Origin of the sequence: Pedobacter sp. GR22-6 (genome assembly GCF_037402555.1) — a bacterium.
GTDB lineage: Bacteria > Bacteroidota > Bacteroidia > Sphingobacteriales > Sphingobacteriaceae > Pedobacter.
Map to the genome: position 1 here is coordinate 128,749 of NZ_JBBEUC010000005.1, position 19,312 is coordinate 148,060.

The window sequence follows — 19,312 nt, forward strand, 5'->3', positions numbered from 1 at the left end:
AAAAGGCCAGATGAAATCTGACCTTTTTAATAATTCCTAATCTTTAATGACTAAAGCTGAACTTCTTCATGTGTTAAAGCCTCATCCACCAAGATCCTACCGCAATGTTCACATACGATGATCTTTTTACGCTGACGGATATCAAGCTGACGTTGAGGAGGTATCTGGTTGAAACATCCCGAGCATGAATCACGATCAATCGTTACCACTGCCAGGCCATTATTTGCATTACCTCTTAATCTTTTATAAGCTACCAAAAGCCGGTCCTCAATCTGAGTCTCTGCTTTTTCTGCTTTTTTATTCAAAGTTTGTTCTTCTTTTTCTGTCTCAGCAGTAATCGTCTGAAGCTCCCCTTTCTTAATGTCCAAGTCCTTTCTTCTCACTTCTAAATCTGCTAAAGCTTTCTCATATACTTCAGTCTTCTGAGTGATATCAAAACCAAACTCTCTAATCTTTTTCTCACAAACCTGGATTTCGAGTGTTTGAATTTCTACTTCTTTTGTTAAAGCATCGTATTCACGATTATTTTTAACATCCTTCAATTGAGTTTCGTATTTTTTGATCAAGTTTTGAGCTTCCTTGATCATATTTTTACGCGTTACAATCGCATCTTCAGTATCATCCAACTCTCCCTTAAATTTTTGTATACGTGTTTCAAGACCCGCTACGTCATCTTCCAGATCAGCTACTTCCATCGGCAATTCACCACGTATCTGACGTATCTTATCGATCTTAGTGTGCAGGGTTTGTAATTCGTATAAAGCTTTTAGCTTTTCCTCTACAGTTTGTTCCATTAAATGAAATAATTTATTGGTATTAATATTTAACTGATTTTCAATGTTTTAAAGCGCTTCTACTCCAGCCGCCAAAAAGATATTTAATCAAATCACTTTCGATCTCTTAACAGATTGGCTCTTTAAAGCTTGCAAAGATAAGTATTATTTTTGCTTTTCATCTGTATTTTGCTATAAACCTGTTATTTGCGGCGCTCTTTTTTTCGCAGCCTTCAACTGCATAATGTACAGAGAACCTGGTTCGAGTCCGTTCCTGTTATTACCTTCCCAACTTCCTTCCGGCCTACCCTTCAATCTTCCAATGGTTTTATTGCCTTTCAATCCTATGCTGTAATTTTGTCCTGAGACATAGGGTTGTTGCACACTAGCCTTCGCCGCAGTACAGTTCCAAAGCACTTGAGTAACCCCCGCCCAGCCGTGCCCTGTTCCCCAGTTGCCTCTATCCTGAATATTGATTTCCCCATCGGTTACAATGTTATCATAAAGTGTCCCCATCGCCCAACGATGATGGGGGCCAATATCAGCTTTTGCATTTACAGAAACGCAATTGTAAAAAACATTAGGCCCGCAGACCTTAGCCCCGGTTACATAATCATGCCTCCCTTCAGAGGAATAACAGTTCATAAAAAGATTTTGCTGTCCGTCGTTATTGAACGAATACCTGCGTCCCCCGATTATTTGTGATTTTGGAGAAAGACATTTGCTCTCACTTACGGTGATGTTTTTGCTCGACCCGCCAAGGTTCACGCAGGAATACCCGAAATTCCGGCTTATGACCTTACGCACCCAGGCATGCTCTACTTTATTAAAATATATGGCATCCCAGCCATGGTCTTCATCTGTATCCGAAACAAACTCGGATTCCAGTGAAAGCTCCTCAATACCAACTTCGTTGATCCTTCCTTCAAACCTATACTTATAAATCTCTCCACCACCATATTGGTCCTCCATTGCCATTACAATCGGCTGATCTATTTCAACTGTATCTCCTTTTATGGCTGTTATCCTTCGTTCAAAATTAAAATTGTAATCATCTTTCTGCCACTGAACAGTGCCTTCACCTTGTGCAATACTATCCATCTTTAAGTCAGCAATCCATTTTGCGGTACCCGGTCGATAAACAATAATTGCATCGCCTTTCTTTAAGCCCCGCGTTTCGGCAACGCGAAATGACCGGCTGCCAACCGGCACATATTTGTCATAGATTTTTACCCGGCTTCCTGCTATCTCTTCCAGATTTCCCTGGCCGATTACGGAGATCAGCTTCCGCTGGCCTTTCCCGGTCGCAATGAGCCGGGTCTTTTCTCCTTCACCTCTAAGAACGATACCACTGGTCGATATCTTTATAGTCCCGGGAATTTTGTATACACCTTCTTTCAATAAAATCGCTCCTCTGAAGCCTTGGTGGTCTAAAGGCACTTTCGAAAGTTCGTCTATCGCAGACTGAATCATTTCCTGATCATCATTGCCTCCAGCACGGATTTCTTTAAAGACCCTGACAACGGGCGGATCCATGCTTTGCCGATGATAACCTACTCCACTAAAATCAGGAATGGTGTTTCCCTGCACATCAACGAGATACAAAAGACTGCTGTCTTTCGTTTGCTTAACATACCTGGACTGCCATTTACCCTGTGCCTGACACCAGAAAGGAGCAGCTATGATCAGTAATATTCCGAAATATCTTCTATAATTCATCTTTAAATTATTTAATTACACGATTTTAAAAAAGGACAAAAAAATGACATTTATCAAGTAATACGCCTGGCCGACAAACCTGTTTCAATTAATCATTAGGCCAATCATACACTAAAAGTATTGCTTAAAAATGCCAATACGCTTCAACCACACTACAAAACTTCAAGGCAGCGCTGTCCGGTCTTAATGTATCCAATGCATCACTTTTATTGAAATAAAGCAAATAACTTTAATCAAAACAACTTAAATCTGAAGTATGCGTTTGATGATACAATTTTGCAAAGGCCTTTTTTTACTATTGCTCATTTCGCCTTCCTTGTCCGCTCAAAAAAACAAATTCAAGGTCATTGCTTTTTTTACCGGGAAAAATGACCAGGCTCATATCAGTTATGTGCGGGAAGCCAACCAATGGTTTCCAAAACAGGCCTTGAAATACCATTTTACTTACGATACAACTTCCAACTGGAACAACATGAACCCGCAGTTTCTGTCAAACTATCAGGTAGTTTTATTTCTTGACACCAGACCGGAAAAACCAGAACAACGGAACGCCTTTGAAAACTACATGAAAAACGGCGGAGCCTGGATGGGATTTCATTTCTCCGCCTTTGCCCTGGCCAAATCCACCTATCCCAATAACTGGGATTGGTATCATGAGCAGTTCCTGGGCTCTGGAGGATATGGAAGCAATACCTGGAGACCAACATCTGCTGTGCTTCGGGTTGAACAATCCAAACATCCTCTTGTCAAGGGCCTTCCTCATACCTTCAAATCTGCACCAAATGAATGGTACAGGTGGCAGAATGACCTGCGAAAAAATCCGGATATAGATATCCTTTTGGCCATTGACAGCAGCAGCTTTCCTTTAGGCACAGGACCTAAAGCTCATGAAATCTGGCATAGCGGATATTATCCCGTGGTGTGGACCAATAAAAAATACCGTATGCTCTATGTCAATATGGGACACAATGATATAGACTATGAGCATAATAGCACCAAAGAACTTTCTTTCACTTTCGGCAATGAAGTACAAAACAAACTCATCACAAATGCTTTACTATGGCTGGGAGGCAAGCGTACTACCTATTGACACCACTATATACCGCTTTTCTTAAAATTCCATCTTCGGTATCACCGGCATATTCCCAATACATTGCCCCCAGCATTCCGCGCTTAAGGAGGTAACTACACTTTATTGCAATGGATTCCGGATCTTCGTAAGTACAAACAAATTCTGCATTTCCATTTTCCAAAAAGGGTGCTTTGGCCACATCATCCCAGCGGCGATTGAATCCCTTCAGATCCAAAATTTGTTTGTAGTCAATAAATCCTGCTACGCCATCTTTTCCGTGACCGTAAAAAGGTATACCCAATACGAGTTTGTTTATGGGCATGCCCGCATTTATGTGAGCGTCAACAGCTTCATCAACACTGATCCCACGCGTATACTTGGAGCGGTATAAACCAGCGTGATGGTATGGAGGATTCCCCATATCATAAGTCATGATGTTGACGAAATCAACAACTGGCTCAATCGCTTTAAAATCAATATATTTGGCATCTGCCACCGAAGCCAGTGTAAGCAGTTTTTTTGCGCCGATTTTCTTTCGGATCGCCCCCATTAGCAAGGTATAATTTTGCATATCCTCCGGCGAAGAGGAGATTTTTGCCATGCCACTTGTTGGATATTCCCAATCGATATCTATCCCATCGAGATTGAATTCCTTAATTACCCGAAGGCAATCTTCGGCAAATTTCTGTCTGTTGGCTTCGAGTCCCGCCATTTCGCTAAACCGTCCACTTCCCCAGCCTCCAATAGAGATTAAAATTTTTAACGCCGGAGACTGCGTTTTCAGCTCAGTCAACTGCTTAAGTCTACGCTCATTATCTATGCGGATGCCGTCAAAACTTTGACTTACGTGGCCAAAGGCATAATTGATATGCGTGACATATTTTGGGTCGGGCATTACGCTTGTCCAGGACGTAACGTAAGCTACCACGACCTTTTTCGTTTTGTTTCCAACCGTTCCCTGTCCAAAAGAAGAAATCGTCACCAACGACAGGAATAGAAGATTCTTTGTAAATTTAATCATAGTTTAATATTTCAGGTTAAAAATTCGATTTACGGTCAGAGTTTCAAACGTATATTGATTTTCGAAAGCAGAATATAAAAGCCAATCATAAGTGCCGACCATCCCAATGAACCTGCTACTGCTACTAATGGATTCATCTCCTGTTTATATAAAAAAACATGGAAGCCCATTCCCCAGCAGATGAAATAAATCACATCCGGAGCAAGATAAGTTGTCAGCGAGTTTTTACCTGCGGCTCCAAAAGCCAGGCCCCACTTGCTAACTCCTTTAACGTCTATCAAAAAAAACAAGAAAGCATACACCAGCATACTTATTCCATTACAAACCATGGCCCAGCTTGGTGTACCATATATTTTCGATAGTATGAACCAATTTCGAAGGAAGAAACCTATGCCCAAACAAGCGAAACCAAGGATTGTGATCACGACCACAATACGCTTTGATCCTAATTCCTTATTGGTTAAGATAGTGCTGACGGTCAGACCAGCCAATACAATCGCAGGGACATTCCCATCTATAATAACTCCAAACACCGGCTTGAGAAAATTAAGCGCTTCTGTTAAGCCCAATTGAGAAAGAATATTTAGCCCGACAAAAAATAGCCATAGGAAAAATACAGGCCAAAATCTGGACTTTAAAAAAAGTCCGGCTGTAGCAGCCACAAAATATCCCCAGCCAATGAGTCCGAGAATACCCCACCATTCTATCTTAAGCCAGGAAGGATCATCGATTTCACCGGCTTTAAAGATGACCAACAGCACGATTAGTGTGATCACACCCAACAACTTCAGTCCAATGAACAGGTTTTTAAGGACAATGCTTTGAGGGTACGCATTCCAAATCAGAAAAACCGAAATGTAGAGCAAAACCGCCCAAAGGTTGCGATCGATCCCGCTAAGTTCTGAATTGATCCGGCCCGAATTCAGCATGAGTACACCAATCAACAGCAAACTCATGCTCCTGATGAGGATGTGACCGAAGATATCCATGGTCGCTTCTCCTTTTTTTCTTCTTGAAGCAATGGCGTAGGGGATAGACATGCCTACCATAAATAAAAATCCCGGGAACACCCAATCGGCCAGCCCCATTCCGTCTACGCTGCCTTCAGTATGCAACAACCATTTGGGAACTCCGGGTTCATATAGATCATTCACAAAGAGCATCAGGAATAGGGTGAGACCCCGCATGATGTCGATTGATAAGATTCTATGGCTCTTCTTTTCCATTTTCAGTTCTGAAGCACTATCTAAATACATTTCCTTTTTTATCTGTCGCAATTACCCAGCGTAATGCCGCTATAATCATTTTATTTTGTGTCGCATCGGTAAAAATATGGTGGCCATGTCCAACATTCAGGTAAACCATCCTGTAATCCGTATTACTCCAGGCAACGGGGGTATCCCCATCCGGAATGATATCCTTCAAGCCCAAAGGGTAATTGTCTGAAGATAGCGAAGCAAAGACCTTCACGTTTTTGCGTTCCCTGGGACTCGGCTTCCACTGATACCATTCATTGATTGGAGCTACAAATGTTTTGGGCAAGCCCTTGGTTACCGGATGCTGCAGATCTTCTACAACAAGCGCTGCAGGCATGGGTGGCCAGTTATTCCGATAAAAGATACCGCCTCCTAAAAAATCTACGAACCAGGGCCATTTGGTAGTTCTATCATTATAAGCTGCTACATGAAAACCAAACCAGCCTCCTCCCTGCTCCATATAGTTCTGAAAGGCCTTGCGCTGAGCCTCACTGTGTGGAAAATCGTTGATCATCATCAATAACTGATAATCCTTGATCTTATTTTCATTCAAATCGGCCATATTACTCGTGGTATCAAACACGAATCCCCGGCCTACGGTCAGCTCCTTGAAGAATTTTATGGCATCGTTAGCAAAGTCTACATGCGCAGACTCAACCGTTTTGCTATAAAAAGCCAGGACCTTAAATCTTGGAAACTGAGCTTTTAAGCTCATGCCGGACAGTACCAGAAACAAGCTCAGCATACTGCGAAAAAAAATGTTATTCATCCTTCTGTGTTTTAATTTAATCTGCCCGAAGCCCATAAAATGGCGTTCCCGAACATTTTTTTAAACTCCTGCGACTTGAGCAGATTTGCATGATGTCCCATCAAAAAATATACATTCCTGGCTTTCATCTTTTCATTTATCCAAATAACCGGATGGTCACCCATTTTTATTGCAGAAACTGGTTTGTAGGTCGACTCATCTACATTCGCCAGCACACGGACATTTGGACGCGGGTTTTTATTGAATGTGTACCATTCATCATCAGGAATGGTGAAAGACGAGGGGAGCCCCTTCATCACCGGGTGCTTGGGCATTTCTACCCTCACAGTGGCACTTGCCCGCTCAGCGATGTAATTTTTGAACCGGATATCACCCATGAAGCCAGAAAACCAGTTCCACATGGCATACCCGTCAAACTCTCCCAGTAAGGTCGCATGATGAAACCCGACCCAACCTCCGCGTCCTTCTTCTATGTATTTTTCAAATACAGCCTTTGATGCATCACTCCAGGTATAAGGAGGAAAGTTCAATTGCACAAAAACCTGATAGTTTGAAAGGTAATCACTTGTAATCTCCTTTGTGTCATTAATCACTTTCAGCCCAAAATTCTCTTTTTTTGCTAAAGTATCCATCCAACTAAGGGCCGCCGCAACAAAACCTTCATGCCCTCCTCCACGTTCTGTAAGTACCAATACCTTGAATTTTGGAACCTTTGTAACTGCTGGTACCGACAGGTGCAGCATCAATATTAAAAAGGCAATTATCGCTATCCTCAGATTTTTTGTTTTCATATCAAATTACATTTTATCATTCAGTTCGCATACATCGCGCTGACCGCTTGCAGGAACCAGCCAGTATGGGGGATCCATTGTTCGCTCCACCTCCATTCATTACCATTATCTTGTACTTTGAAGTCAATCCCGGATCCATCTCCTTTACCATCTTTTCCCGTTATACCGTTGGAGATCCCTCCTTTACCTGTACCATGACCGTACATCGCAGCCATATATGGCACATTGTGCTGTCCATAGCCATACATCATACAAACATCATAAGGATTTCGTCCCAGGATCCAGGAAACCTGATTCTCGGCAAATTCCGACAGTTCCGCCTTCACCCCAAAAGCTCCTTTTCCCGGATAAACCAGGCGGCCACCAACAATAGCCGCAGCGGCCAAGGAGCCCAAACGGGCATCTTCTCCCTGCCACCACCAACCACTTTCATTTTCATGAGGAATAAAGAAGCCCTGCTGTAACTTACCTTTGTACAAAGAGTGTTGTCTGGCATATCCAAAAGGATTACTTACTGCGTCAGTGATGCTCAGCTGATAGTCGAGCGCCTTTTTTATTGTCTGCAAGGCCGTCGCCCGGTTACGCTTTTCTTTCTCCATATCCAGGTACCTCGCAAGCGCGATGACGGGCAAACCGGCATCGGCAGCATGCCAGAACGGCCTGCCCTGATCATTTGCTACAAAATAACCGGAAGGACTCAGCCGGCGACCGAGGTTGGCCGCCCTTATCCGGGCTGCTTTCTGGTATTGTACTTTGCCTGTCGCTTTCCAAAGTTCAGTGGCAGCCATCAATGCACAATAATCGTCTATGATATTGTCTTTCCCATCATCAGCATATGTCAAACTAAACTGTTCCAAATGTGCAAATGCCCGCTCCGCAGCCGCAAGATATTCTTCCGGTGAAAAAGCACCACTTAACTTCCAAACAGAGATACGGGCGAGTGCGGCAATTGCCATTCCTCCACCTTCCCTGTAAGCACACTGATAATCGGAAGTGGTTTTGCTGTCAGCCAACAAACCAACGACCCTTCTCGCTTTTGGGTTTTTATTAAAATAACTAAATACCGTCATGTAGAAATAGCCTTCTGGTGCAAGCGAGCGCATGATATAATCTGCGCCATACAGGGCTTCGTTCCTCAATAATCCCAGGCTTCCCATGGCTTCTAGCATATCAGGAATCTGCTCTGTCGTATTGACCATAGACCAGGTCACCATCGGGATTTGTTGTGGCAGCATGACATTGGTATAGGCCAGATGCGAAAAATATTTACTGACATCCCCTGAGGCATCGCACCAGCCTCCACTCAGGTCTACAGTCCGGCTACTCCCAAAAAGCTGGACACTTTTATCTGCTTCTTTTTCCTCTGGAGAGCTTGCCCGCTGATGATAAAAGAAATCCACGATCGCAGGTATCACAATAGTCCCCAGCGCTTTCTTCTGCACCTTGAAGGGATAAGAATCATATACCTTCCCAGCGATGGAGATCTGCAGTTTGCAGATCCCCGTATGCTTTAAACCTGTAAAAGAAAGCCTGGTATACCAGGATCCGGCACCCCAATCGCTTACCTGTTCCGACCTGCCTGCTTTTCCTACGAAAAGAACCTTACGGTTTAGCGTATCGAATACCTTAAACGCCAAACCAATAGGAAGGGGGGCATCGCTCTTGACAATCGCTGTTTTAACCCCCTCCTCATCATAGGCTACCTGATTGACCAGAATCTTTACTTCTCCTGGTACTTGCATGCCTGTGTTCAGGATCAGGATAAACATCAGCATTACCCAAGACCATATACCGTACTTCAGCATCATTAAAATGCAAGTGATTTCATCCTTACTCCTGATATCTTCAAATACTGATTGGTTGTAGCATTACCCAATAAGGTCGCGACAAATCCAAAAGACACCCTCGTCTCATGCTGGATCGTAAAGTTTATATTGATGGTATAACCCTGTGCCGAAGTCGTGATCGGAAGATAGGTCGCATCCGTAGCAGCCCCCGTAAAATTGGTGATCGATGGCCGGCTGATCAGATCCGCAATATTTGGAATCTCATTACCTACATTGGCCACAAAATACATGGAGGAGGTCGGACTGGCATTTCCTACCCTGGCTTCCAGACTGTATTCTCCTGCGGGTAATAGCTTAGTCTGATAGATCTTACCATTGGTCATCGTATTCAATGCCGGAGTCGTAGGATTCTTTCCTGCTTCCAGCGACATGGTACCGAAGTTGGCTACCGTCTCCGCAGTTCGCTCAACCCAGGTACCATAGGTACCAAAGCCGGTTCCCCAGTTATTGGCCTGATCATTGGAAGTCCAGCCCGCCAGCTTTCTCCAGGTGGCCGTATTTCCGCTTACCACTGCACCCTGAGTTAAACTAACCGGCTGGAACTTCTGCCCTGTAGTACTCTTTGGATCCATTTTGCCTGGGTTATCTATGAAAGAAGCAGTCACATCTGTTCTCGCACTTACTCCGGTGCGCAATTCTGTATAAAAGGTATCTATGGCCAGCGTATCGGGTAAATATACCGTCCGGTAACTGAACGTACTCCTATACTTATAGCTCGACAAAAGCGTCTGTACTGCACTTGTCGGGATTTTCAGTTTTGTGACAGCATTGTTTTCCTTCGTGTAGGTCAGGTCCATATATAAGGCCCCACTGGTTTTATCTACTCCACCCCAATTTACCGTAGCTACTGCATTTTCCAGCGTTACGTCAGAGATTGGCATATTGATGATGGAAGCTGCATAACGGTCACCATATACCTTTACACCGCTCATTGTGATCGGGATCGAAGGGTTTCCTTTTTGATCGTAAGTGATCACCTCAAAATTGTAAGATCCTTCCTGCAGGTCTGTGATGTACTTTTTCAAAGTATCCACATCGTTGGCCCGTGTCACCGGTACTATTACAGAATCCCTTCTGCTGTTCCACAAGATCTTGCAGGACCTCACTTTCGGGTCAGAGATAAACAAACCCTGAACCAATACCCGGTTTTTACCGGACCGTATTTTTAGAGAATCTACTTTTCCCGTATAGGAAATTTCTCCACCGGCTACATACTTCTTGAAATCATCCATTTTTGTACAGGCACTCATCGCAGTGATACATATCAGGCTGCAAATCCATAAAGTACTGCTGTTGAATATACTTTTCATTTCCAAATTGTTTAATTTGATTACTTAATTAGGGTTACCGTAAACCTGTACTTCCGTGATCATCAGGAAGTTTGTACCTTGCCAGTTGTTCAGACATTTTATCCTCAGGTACCTTAGCTTCGGTACATTGATGTCGAAGTCCCAGCTGAAACCTGCTCTTGCCGTAGCGTCATCTTCCGTGCTCATTTCCGAATAGGGCAGGCCTGAGGGTTTCACCGATTGATAAGTCCCCAATTTATACCAGCTGTCATAGGTCCCGTCAGGATTTGGATCTGCAGAACCCCAGATCTCAAAATTCTTCATATTGCCCCTATAAAACCAGGTTTTGATTCCATTTATTGTTTCCGGGTAATCCCAGATCACTATCCGGCTGAATTTCGCCAACTGCCCAACATCAAAGGTGATGGAATGAGGTCCCTGGTCTATGATGCTTGGTGGAGTATAGGCACAACTTGGAAAGTTTACTGTTTCTCCATCCCACATTTTCGCGATGCCTGTTCCTGCATTTCCTGCATTAGAAAAATCTGCCCGCTGGTCACCAGGCCAGATAACCGGACTCATGGCTTTGTATTTATTCTTTGCAAGCGGCAATTCAAACAATGGCTTCACTTCTTCAAATAAAGTATCTGTCTGGTTAAGGAACCTGTCTCTTATCACCACTGCGATCTTAACCGGAACAGTATCCAGTCCCCTGATATTCTTACTGATATTTGTTGTGGAAGTATAGATTCCATCCAGAGGTACCCAACCCTTATAACTGTGCTTTACCATTGGGATGATGGCCAGATTGGCCTTCGCTTCATTTTTTAATGAAACATTCACCCCGCCGAAAGCTGGAACAACCTTAAGCGTTTTAAAGGCAATTTGTATCGCATTTTCCAAGGGCTTTACGGTTACTTCTACCGGGGCCGACGCGACCTCACTTTTATTTACCGCATACAGCGTAACGGTATGGGTCTCCGTGTCACCAAAACCGTCTACTACAATCTGACTGGTGTAAAACGAGGCCCTAACTTCTCTCTGTGCGCCTGAAAGCAGCGTATACACCGCCTTCACATAAGCAACATCCTGATCTGCCGGTAAGCGGTAAGTCAGTGTAGCCTGCCCCGATTGGTTCGTCACTTTTACATTAGATACCTGTCCCGGAGGAGTGGTATTATTTGACAGAGGTCCTATTAACTCCTTCTGGCATCCGGTAACCAGGATACCCAACAGACCTGCAATGAAAATTGATTTTAATGATTTCATGTTTAAAGTTTTTAGATAATTACCATCCCGGATTTTGAACCAGGTTTGTATTTACACGAAAGGCTCCATTGGAAATAGGCCACAAATAATCTCTTGGTGCTACGAAGGTCTGAGAAAAGATAACCTTAGGCTGGTAATAGCCCGCCGCAGTCGCCTGACTGATTGTCCAGCCGGTTATTGGTGCATTCAGTGCTACTGCAGCATCCTTCCAGCGTCTGAGATCCCAGAAACGGCTTCCTTCAAAAGCAAGCTCTATGGTCCGCTCCCGTTTGATGATCTCCCTCAACCCTTCCTTGGTTGCGTACTTGGTTGGATTGAGCGCATAGCTTCCCCAGGATTCTTTAACTCCCTTCAAACCTGCTCTGTCCCTAATCAGGTCCAGGTATTTAAAAATATCCGTTTCTGCAGGCCCTTTTGCTTCGTTTAATGCTTCAGCATATATTAAATACAGGTCGGCCAGCCTGATTTCCGGCCACTCATAGCTCCGTACTGTATTGGCACTTGTAGAGTTGGTCAGGTTCCATTCCACCAGTTTTTTGATGAAATACCCGGTCTCATTGTAATAACCTTCTACTCCTGCATTTCCAGGCTGTCCATATTTGGCTTGCATATAAAAAGTTCCAACATCAGATCCGTTCACACCAGGATTATTCGCGATCATATACCAAACACCGCCGTCAAAACCAAGGTCTGCATAGAAGCGCGGCTCCCTGTCAAAATTGATCCTCGCACTTTGGTAACCTTCATTGATGTAAAATTTCTCATCAGCAGTAGCAATGCGCAACTGATTTTTATTCGTAAAATCTAAAGTCCTGTCTTCATTGATCGGAACCCCGTTTGCAGAATAAAACATGTCTACCATTTTTAGTGGCGCAGAAAGCTGTCCATTGGAGTTATTGGCATTAAAGCCCGCAGCAAGGCAGCCCATAGCTACGCGCTGTAAGGTAGTCGCATTGCTATTGGACAATCCCCATACGCGTTCTACATTCCACCTTTCAGAAATGGAATTTCTGATGCTCATCTGCTGGTTGGTCACTGCCGATAAATTGGCAAGAGGTACAAACCGGTACAGCTGGATTCCTGCTTGCTCAGAAATGTCCACTGCTGCTTTAGCTGCAAGAGCCGCACGGTCCCATTTTGCAGCACTAAAGGCCGGATCAATCAATTGAGTGCCTTCTTTGTCTTTAAAATTGGTATAATCCGAATTTCCATTAAATAATGGACTAGCCGCCATCACCAACAACTTTGCCTTAATGGACAATGCGATCGGTTGTGTCAGTCGACCCAGCTCAGTTGCCCTTTCCCCGATAACAACCGGCAAAAACGGTGTCGCTTCATCGATCAACGATACGATATAATCTACACAGGCATCAAAAGGCACTCGTTTCACTTGCATCTGTTCTGTTGGTGCAGAAATATCTATGTTTTTATCTATCAGGGGAATTGGGCCATACATCCTTAGCAACTGATAGTTGTAATAAGCTTTGAGCAATTTCACTTCGGCGATCCAGCGTTGTCTCAAATCGATAGTCAGGTCAAACACCTTATTTTCGTCAGAAACATTTTCTAAAAAGATATTACACTGCCTGATGGCCACAAACATGGAGTTCCACACCCCTGCAATGGGTTCTCCGGCATTTTGACTGCCACGCGCCACATCCCAGATCATTGCTCCTCCACCTGTATCAAAAGTGCCTCTTCTACTGTTAGGGATCCACATCTCGTCCCCGCCCAGGAATCCATGGTTGGACAAAGGCCAGGCATTGTTGGGCAAATAAGAATAACAGGTAAATAAATATTTTTCTGCCTCATTCCTGCTCGTAAAGGCGTTGTCAATCGTCGCCACATTATCCGGCACCACATCGAGGTACTTCTTGCAGGATAAATTAACAAGCAGCATCACTACCAGCAAAACTTTTGTTAAATATTGATATGTATTTTTCATCATGTCTTTGATTATAATATTGTGATCTTCAGCCTTAAAATCCTATGTTTATACCCAGGTTGTACACACGCTGCAAGGGATAATCCAGGCCATTACCCCTTACCTCAGGATCCCACAGTTTGAACTTGCTCATTACAAACAGATTTCTTGCACTCGCGTAAATGCGCAAATTGCTCAGCCCGATTTTGCTTCTAAACTTAGCTTTTGGCGTATAACCAATCTCTACCTGCTGAAGTCTCAAAAATGCACCATTGCGCAGCCACCAACTGGAGTTGACACTGTTATTTGGTGTCGAGACACTGCTTAAACGAGGAAAAAAGGCATAAGCGTTTCTGTTGTCTTCCGACCAGTGATTATCTGCTACTGCCTGCAGCAAACCTGTCTGATATCCTCCGTTCTGAATGAAAGGGGCTATTCCGCTCAAACTCAGATTATCTCTGTTGAATCCCCCGCTGTTGATGAAGAAAGCGAAACGCGCATTACCCTGCATTTGTGCATTGAAATCAAAAGCACCGTAACCGGCTGAAAATCCAAAACCATAAGTGATCTCCGGAGTAGTAGGAAGGCCCATAAATACCCTGTCATCCGCATTGATTACGCCGTCTCCATTTACATCCCTGTATTTGATGTCTCCTCCTCTAACCCGCTCTACCCCCGCTATTGCAGCCTGGCTGGGTGAGTTCGCAACTTCTATATCATCTGTAAATAGTCGCTCCGCGATATACCCTCTTGCCTCGCCACTGGAATGTCCCACCCGGTACAAGTGTGACAGGTTAGCCGGATAAGTCGGCTCGTCAAATTTCACAATCTTATTCGTTGCATAAGTAAAGGTTCCCCGTATTGTTGCCCAGCCTTTTTTGCCAAGGGTCGTATTGTAGTCCATCTGAACGTCTACACCCTTGCTTTCCTGCTTGCCAACATTCGCACTTGCACTGGCAATCAATCCCATTGTGCTGGGTATTCCACTACGTTCCTGTAAAATATTTGACGTTTTCTTTTGATAAGCGTCTATTGTAACGTTCACCTTATTGAAAAGAGAGAAATCCATACCTAAGTTTAGCTGTCTGGATTCCTCCCATGTGATGTCAGCATTGGCATATCTTCTTATCGTGATGCCATTCCGGCCATACAATGCAGAGGGATCTTCTCCGAAAACAGCACCAGGTCCACTATCAAGGAGTACTTCCGACAAGTAGAAAAACCTGTCTGAATCAGGGCCAATGGCATCATTTCCATTTAAGCCGTAAGTCGCCCTGACTTTCAACTTATTCACCACATTTGTCAAAGGTTTAAAGAAAGCCTCGTTAGATATGACATAAGCAACACCAGCAGAAGGGAAGAAGCCATAACGGTTCCGTTCCGCAAATCTTTCTGTTCCATTATAACCAAAGTTGAACTCGGCAATGTACCGGTCATCATACCCATACTCCATCCGTCCGGATAAGCCCTGGTTCCTTTTAGGAAGTGAAGCTTGCAAACTTCCTGCATTTCCAGATAAGGAGTTCTTTAAAATAGTCACGAGCATCCCGGATACTGCATGCTTGTTTGCAAATGTTCTGGCGTAATTTACTGCCGCTTCCGTGTATAGTGTAGAAGAAACAGTCTTATTTCCAGGGGAGTAACTTAAGTATTCGCTACCCGTGGTACCTATAGATCCCGCCAAACCCGAATTGATCTCTGTCAATGTAATATCGCTGCCATCGATAGAGTTCGCACTATAGTAAAACGGGGAGTATTGCCTGGCCACATCGAAAGCGGAATTGCGCTGAACATAGCCCATAAACCTTGCTTTCAAACCCTTCACCAGACCATTCAGGTCCTGATTGATCTCTATCTGTGGCTGAAGGTTAGATTTGTTATTCTGCCGATATCCTTTTACCAGTTCCGCATAGGGATTGATGTACAAACCTCCGCCAGTCACAGATCCCGGAACGGCTTCCCTTACCGCATTGCCAAAAAGCGGATGTTTAATCCTTGGTGCGTACTCGGCGGGAAAACGGATCGGGAACTGAACCGGATTAGAAAACATGGCTGCCTGAAAAACTGCTTTTCCATCTCCTATCGGACCGTTATAATCGTCAAACTGTCCATATACCCGGATATCAGCTCTGGTACTTTTAGTCAAATGGATTGTCACGTTGGAGCGTAAAGAATAGTTGATCAGCTTCACATTGCTATTGAAGTTATTCAGTTTATCTACCTTGTACACCCCATTATCTACATTGAAAGTTCCCCCGATGTAGTAATTGGCCTTATCTGCACCACCGGTTACACTCATGTTAAAACGCTGGTTGTAAGTATAATCCTTGATAACCTGGTCTATCCAATTGTTACTTGGGTAGAGGTATGGATTTGAAGTGCCCATCTCCGTTCGGTTGATCTTGGTCTGTGAATAAGGAAGTGGGTTCAGTGGATTCCGGGTCAGCGCGGCCTCGTTTGCCAACTTCATATAGGTAATGTTGTCTGCAAACTGAAGGTTTTCTGTATTCCCGGAAAGGGTATTGTCATTACGGAAGGTAAATTTGGTCTTTCCAGGCTCCCCCTCCTTAGTTTTCACCAGGATGATTCCATTCGCACCACGGGCACCATATACAGCTGCTGCCGTAGCATCCTTTAATACGGAAAAACTGGCGATATCATCTGCCTGTAACCTGGCCAGATCATTTTGCGTAGACTCTATTCCGTCGATCAGAATCAGTGGATCAACCTTTCCTGCTCCAAAAGAACCAAGTCCGCGCACAAAAAAAGACGCATTGTCTGCACCAGGTTCGCCACCACTTTGATAACCGATTACCCCTGCCAATCTTCCGGCAAGCATTTGAGTCAGATTTCCGGTTGGACCTTTCAATAGCTTCGGATTGATGGTCGTCACTGAACTGACCATCGTAGTCTTCTTCTGCGTACCGAAGCCGACAATAGCAACCTCATCCAGGCCATTGTCTACCGCCTGCAACACTACGTTTAAGGTATAGTTTCCAGATGCGGGTGCGTTCACATCTTTTAAATTTATAGTTTTGGTTACATAGCCGACAAAAGAAAAGACAAGTGTGGCATTTGAGGATGCCTCCAGGGCATAGTTTCCTGCCCCGTCTGTTGAAACACCCTGGGAGGTGCCTTGTATCTTTACACTAGCACCTGGTATCCCGCTAATGCTGTCTTTCACGGAACCTCTGATCTTCAACTGCTGGGCCATCGCTGTACTGCAAAACAGTATCAATAACAAAGTCAGGTATCTATTCATGGCCTTCAGATAAGAATGTAAACGTTTTCATATTTAATTTAGATTTCATCATAAGAGTATTTGGTTTTTATTCTGTTATTAGGTCAATAAATCTTGAATGCAGCAAACCATAATTCTTCAGGCAATACAAAGCCTAATCAAATCCTAAGGATTTAAAAAACCCAAACACCAGCGATCTGGCATTCAAGCGAAAAAATCATCGTACTGCAATGGTTTGGTTTCCCCGGAATCAGGGAAACAAAGGTTAAATGAGTGTAGGTCTAAGTCTCTTCATGTAGTTCGGTTTGGTTTATATTTTGGTTTGATGATGTAAATCTATTCGAATGAAATGACAACTCCAAGAAAAAAAACACACAACAAATTGATAAATAGACAGTTATGCAAAATAGTAATACGCTTAAAAAACATTGGCTAAAGTCATTTATATCTGATTCAGACCATTTTAAGCCCCATCGGATTTTTAGTACCGATACGCTAAAAAAACATGAAAAAAAGGTGTTTTTATTCCAGGATCAATTTACTCCAACCGCCCTCTCCGGCATTTTTAAGTTCATTTTTGCGATCATCCAGTACTTTTTGCATTTTACTGTTATAAGCCCAGCAGGTACTTTGACGGATGAGCAGAATTTGCGACAGCTTGTAAGAAGAGATTTTACCTTTAGTAGAGTATACTAGAAAAAGCATATAAAATGCCTTATTGATGGGTATTCTGCTATTTTGAAAGATCGTATGTGCAATCACAGACTCGTCATATCCACATTTGGTACATCGCCTGCTGAAAGGCAGAAACCCCGCTAAATAATGGGCATTGGAACATTTTCTACAGGAATAACCTTCTGCCCATTTTAAATCAGACAGATAGTTGAAACAAGTCTCCCGGTCTGGATATACCTTGCTGAATTCGATGAAATCCACCTCCTTGGACATCACCCTGGCCCGCGTAACCTGCTCTATGTTTTTATGCAGTTCCTGGTTATCTTTTTCCAGCATGACATTCATCAGCGAGATCTCTTCATTTTGCTTCTCGATGATGGCAGCTTTGTCCCTCACCTCCTTTGTGCGCTGATCAACAAGTGAACTCAATTCTTTATTGAGTTTATCCTTCAATGCCTCATTGATCTGAAGCTGGTTGATGATCCGCTTTTGTGCTCGCTCTTTTTTCTTCCTCAATGACCTGATATTGTCTCCGATCGCAAAGGAAACCAGTACCATCTCGATCACAAAACAAAAGCTCAGGCTATAGTGGGTGATCGGCCCATAAGGAAGCCAGCTGACATTCAGCAGCACCAGGACTTTGACCAGCAAACCGGTAAAAAGGAAGGAATAACCGATCACAAAAAACCGTCCCGGCTTATATCCCTGCTTCCAGATATAGATTCCGCAACCGAGCGCAATGCCAAGTGGCACCACTTCTATTAATTTGTAAGTAAAAAGATGGGGCTTATAGATACAGGCCAGAAAGAAAACTGTCCTAAGGATGATCACAACGATGATCAATCGGTACAATCGCGGTGCCTTGCTCCTGATGTATAGAAAATTGATGGCAAACAGCAGCCCAAAAATACTGCTCAAATAAAGTACCGGACCATAGGCGTAACGGTTCCAGTTGGGATACTCCGGCCATAGGTATTGAAAAGCGATACCATCTATACACATCTCATACAAACCGATACTCATGTTGTAAAGCACATAATAGAGGTATTGTACACGCCTTATTGCAAAAAACATCAGTAAATTATAGAGGGCAAATACGGCAATCATGCCATAAAAAAGTCCAAAAAGCAGGTACTCCTGGATGGAATACTGAACGAACCAACGCATATGACGGAGCACGATCAGCGTACTCCCTGGCTGCGCGGATTTTACACTCACATAAAATACCTGCTCTACCGCCCGCGAATTGTCCAGTTTGTAAAGGAAATTCTTATGCTGATAAAACCGCTGCTTAAAGGGATAACCCGCTCCAAAACTGTTCTTTCTATATTTTCCCGAATCATCCGGTGCAAAAAGATGGATCTCGTCAATCGTCTGATCAAAAAATTCCAGGATCCAGTCTTCTCCGGACTCTGGCTTAAACTTAATTTTGATCCGATACCAATAAACAGAACCCGGATGTGTGATCCTTGGCGTAGAGATCAGGTTTTTCCTGAATTTACCCGCTGCTGCTGCAGATTGCACGGCATCGAAACTAAGCAGACCGGATTGATCCTCAAAATATTCAATCTGACCATACCTGAACACGTGATGAGGCAGGCGGTCATTGATTTCAACGGCCTGCTGAGCCCGTGTATTTAAAAACATCAGGCACATCAAACATAAA

The 19,312-nt window shown here is 43.7% G+C and carries 13 protein-coding genes; 1 reads left to right on the plus strand and 12 read right to left on the minus strand.

Translation table 11 applies throughout. The features are described from left to right. Positions 1-50: 50 nt before the first annotated feature. Positions 51-794 carry a zinc ribbon domain-containing protein gene (locus WAE59_RS21235; RefSeq protein WP_337858000.1) on the minus strand — a complete coding sequence of 248 codons (744 nt, stop codon included), beginning with the start codon at positions 792-794 and terminating at the stop codon, positions 51-53. 171 nt (positions 795-965) lie between these two features. After that, positions 966-2,492: a hypothetical protein gene (locus WAE59_RS21240; RefSeq protein ID WP_337858001.1), complete on the minus strand. Its 1,527-nt coding sequence runs from the start codon at positions 2,490-2,492 to the stop codon at positions 966-968. Between the two features lie 256 nt (positions 2,493-2,748). Between WAE59_RS21240 and WAE59_RS21245 the strand changes: the two genes are divergently transcribed. Further along, positions 2,749-3,582, plus strand: coding sequence for a ThuA domain-containing protein (locus WAE59_RS21245; protein WP_337858002.1), 834 nt, complete (start codon positions 2,749-2,751; stop codon positions 3,580-3,582). On the opposite strand, the gene WAE59_RS21250 is transcribed toward WAE59_RS21245, so the two are convergent. From WAE59_RS21250 to WAE59_RS21295, 10 genes are all read right to left on the minus strand, one after another. After that, positions 3,572-4,585 carry a glycoside hydrolase family 18 protein gene (locus WAE59_RS21250; RefSeq protein ID WP_337858003.1) on the minus strand — a complete coding sequence of 338 codons (1,014 nt, stop codon included), beginning with the start codon at positions 4,583-4,585 and terminating at the stop codon, positions 3,572-3,574. The genes WAE59_RS21245 and WAE59_RS21250 overlap by 11 nt on opposite strands. A gap of 35 nt (positions 4,586-4,620) precedes the next feature. Further along, positions 4,621-5,841 (minus strand): DUF5009 domain-containing protein, encoded by a 1,221-nt coding sequence (locus WAE59_RS21255; protein ID WP_337858004.1) that lies wholly within the window; start codon positions 5,839-5,841, stop codon positions 4,621-4,623. Beyond that, positions 5,828-6,610 (minus strand): ThuA domain-containing protein, encoded by a 783-nt coding sequence (locus tag WAE59_RS21260; protein WP_337858005.1) that lies wholly within the window; start codon positions 6,608-6,610, stop codon positions 5,828-5,830. The genes WAE59_RS21255 and WAE59_RS21260 overlap by 14 nt, the downstream gene beginning before the upstream one ends. A gap of 11 nt (positions 6,611-6,621) precedes the next feature. Next, on the minus strand, positions 6,622-7,401 hold the full coding sequence (locus WAE59_RS21265) for a ThuA domain-containing protein (RefSeq protein WP_337858006.1): 780 nt from the start codon (positions 7,399-7,401) through the stop codon (positions 6,622-6,624). A 20-nt stretch (positions 7,402-7,421) separates the two neighbouring features. Beyond that, positions 7,422-9,209: a glycoside hydrolase family 9 protein gene (locus tag WAE59_RS21270; RefSeq protein WP_337858007.1), complete on the minus strand. Its 1,788-nt coding sequence runs from the start codon at positions 9,207-9,209 to the stop codon at positions 7,422-7,424. Continuing rightward, on the minus strand, positions 9,209-10,558 hold the full coding sequence (locus tag WAE59_RS21275) for a DUF4998 domain-containing protein (RefSeq protein ID WP_337858008.1): 1,350 nt from the start codon (positions 10,556-10,558) through the stop codon (positions 9,209-9,211). Before WAE59_RS21275 ends, WAE59_RS21270 begins: the two co-directional genes overlap by 1 nt. A gap of 24 nt (positions 10,559-10,582) precedes the next feature. Then, positions 10,583-11,806, minus strand: a complete 1,224-nt coding sequence (locus tag WAE59_RS21280) for a DUF5000 domain-containing lipoprotein (protein WP_337858009.1) — start codon at positions 11,804-11,806, stop codon at positions 10,583-10,585. A gap of 19 nt (positions 11,807-11,825) precedes the next feature. Then, positions 11,826-13,754: a RagB/SusD family nutrient uptake outer membrane protein gene (locus WAE59_RS21285; RefSeq protein WP_337858010.1), complete on the minus strand. Its 1,929-nt coding sequence runs from the start codon at positions 13,752-13,754 to the stop codon at positions 11,826-11,828. 31 nt (positions 13,755-13,785) lie between these two features. Then, the gene (locus WAE59_RS21290) at positions 13,786-16,992 is read right to left on the minus strand and encodes a SusC/RagA family TonB-linked outer membrane protein (protein ID WP_337858011.1); all 3,207 of its coding nucleotides are present in this window, start codon (positions 16,990-16,992) and stop codon (positions 13,786-13,788) included. 501 nt (positions 16,993-17,493) lie between these two features. Then, positions 17,494-19,293, minus strand: coding sequence for a 7TM diverse intracellular signaling domain-containing protein (locus WAE59_RS21295; RefSeq protein ID WP_337858012.1), 1,800 nt, complete (start codon positions 19,291-19,293; stop codon positions 17,494-17,496). Between the last annotated feature and the right edge of the window lie 19 nt (positions 19,294-19,312).

Bases quoted from the DNA above. Each gene is read 5' to 3' on its own strand.
- WAE59_RS21270 (WP_337858007.1), bottom strand. From the start codon at position 9,209: ATGATGCTGAAGTACGGTATATGGTCTTGGGTAATGCTGATGTTTATC.
- WAE59_RS21255 (WP_337858004.1), bottom strand. From the start codon at position 5,841: ATGTATTTAGATAGTGCTTCAGAACTGAAAATGGAAAAGAAGAGCCAT.
- WAE59_RS21250 (WP_337858003.1), bottom strand. From the start codon at position 4,585: ATGATTAAATTTACAAAGAATCTTCTATTCCTGTCGTTGGTGACGATT.
- WAE59_RS21265 (WP_337858006.1), bottom strand. From the start codon at position 7,401: ATGAAAACAAAAAATCTGAGGATAGCGATAATTGCCTTTTTAATATTG.
- WAE59_RS21290 (WP_337858011.1), bottom strand. From the start codon at position 16,992: ATGAATAGATACCTGACTTTGTTATTGATACTGTTTTGCAGTACAGCG.
- WAE59_RS21235 (WP_337858000.1), bottom strand. From the start codon at position 794: ATGGAACAAACTGTAGAGGAAAAGCTAAAAGCTTTATACGAATTACAA.
- WAE59_RS21275 (WP_337858008.1), bottom strand. From the start codon at position 10,558: ATGAAAAGTATATTCAACAGCAGTACTTTATGGATTTGCAGCCTGATA.
- WAE59_RS21245 (WP_337858002.1), top strand. From the start codon at position 2,749: ATGCGTTTGATGATACAATTTTGCAAAGGCCTTTTTTTACTATTGCTC.
- WAE59_RS21295 (WP_337858012.1), bottom strand. From the start codon at position 19,293: ATGTTTTTAAATACACGGGCTCAGCAGGCCGTTGAAATCAATGACCGC.
- WAE59_RS21240 (WP_337858001.1), bottom strand. From the start codon at position 2,492: ATGAATTATAGAAGATATTTCGGAATATTACTGATCATAGCTGCTCCT.
- WAE59_RS21285 (WP_337858010.1), bottom strand. From the start codon at position 13,754: ATGATGAAAAATACATATCAATATTTAACAAAAGTTTTGCTGGTAGTG.
- WAE59_RS21280 (WP_337858009.1), bottom strand. From the start codon at position 11,806: ATGAAATCATTAAAATCAATTTTCATTGCAGGTCTGTTGGGTATCCTG.
- WAE59_RS21260 (WP_337858005.1), bottom strand. From the start codon at position 6,610: ATGAATAACATTTTTTTTCGCAGTATGCTGAGCTTGTTTCTGGTACTG.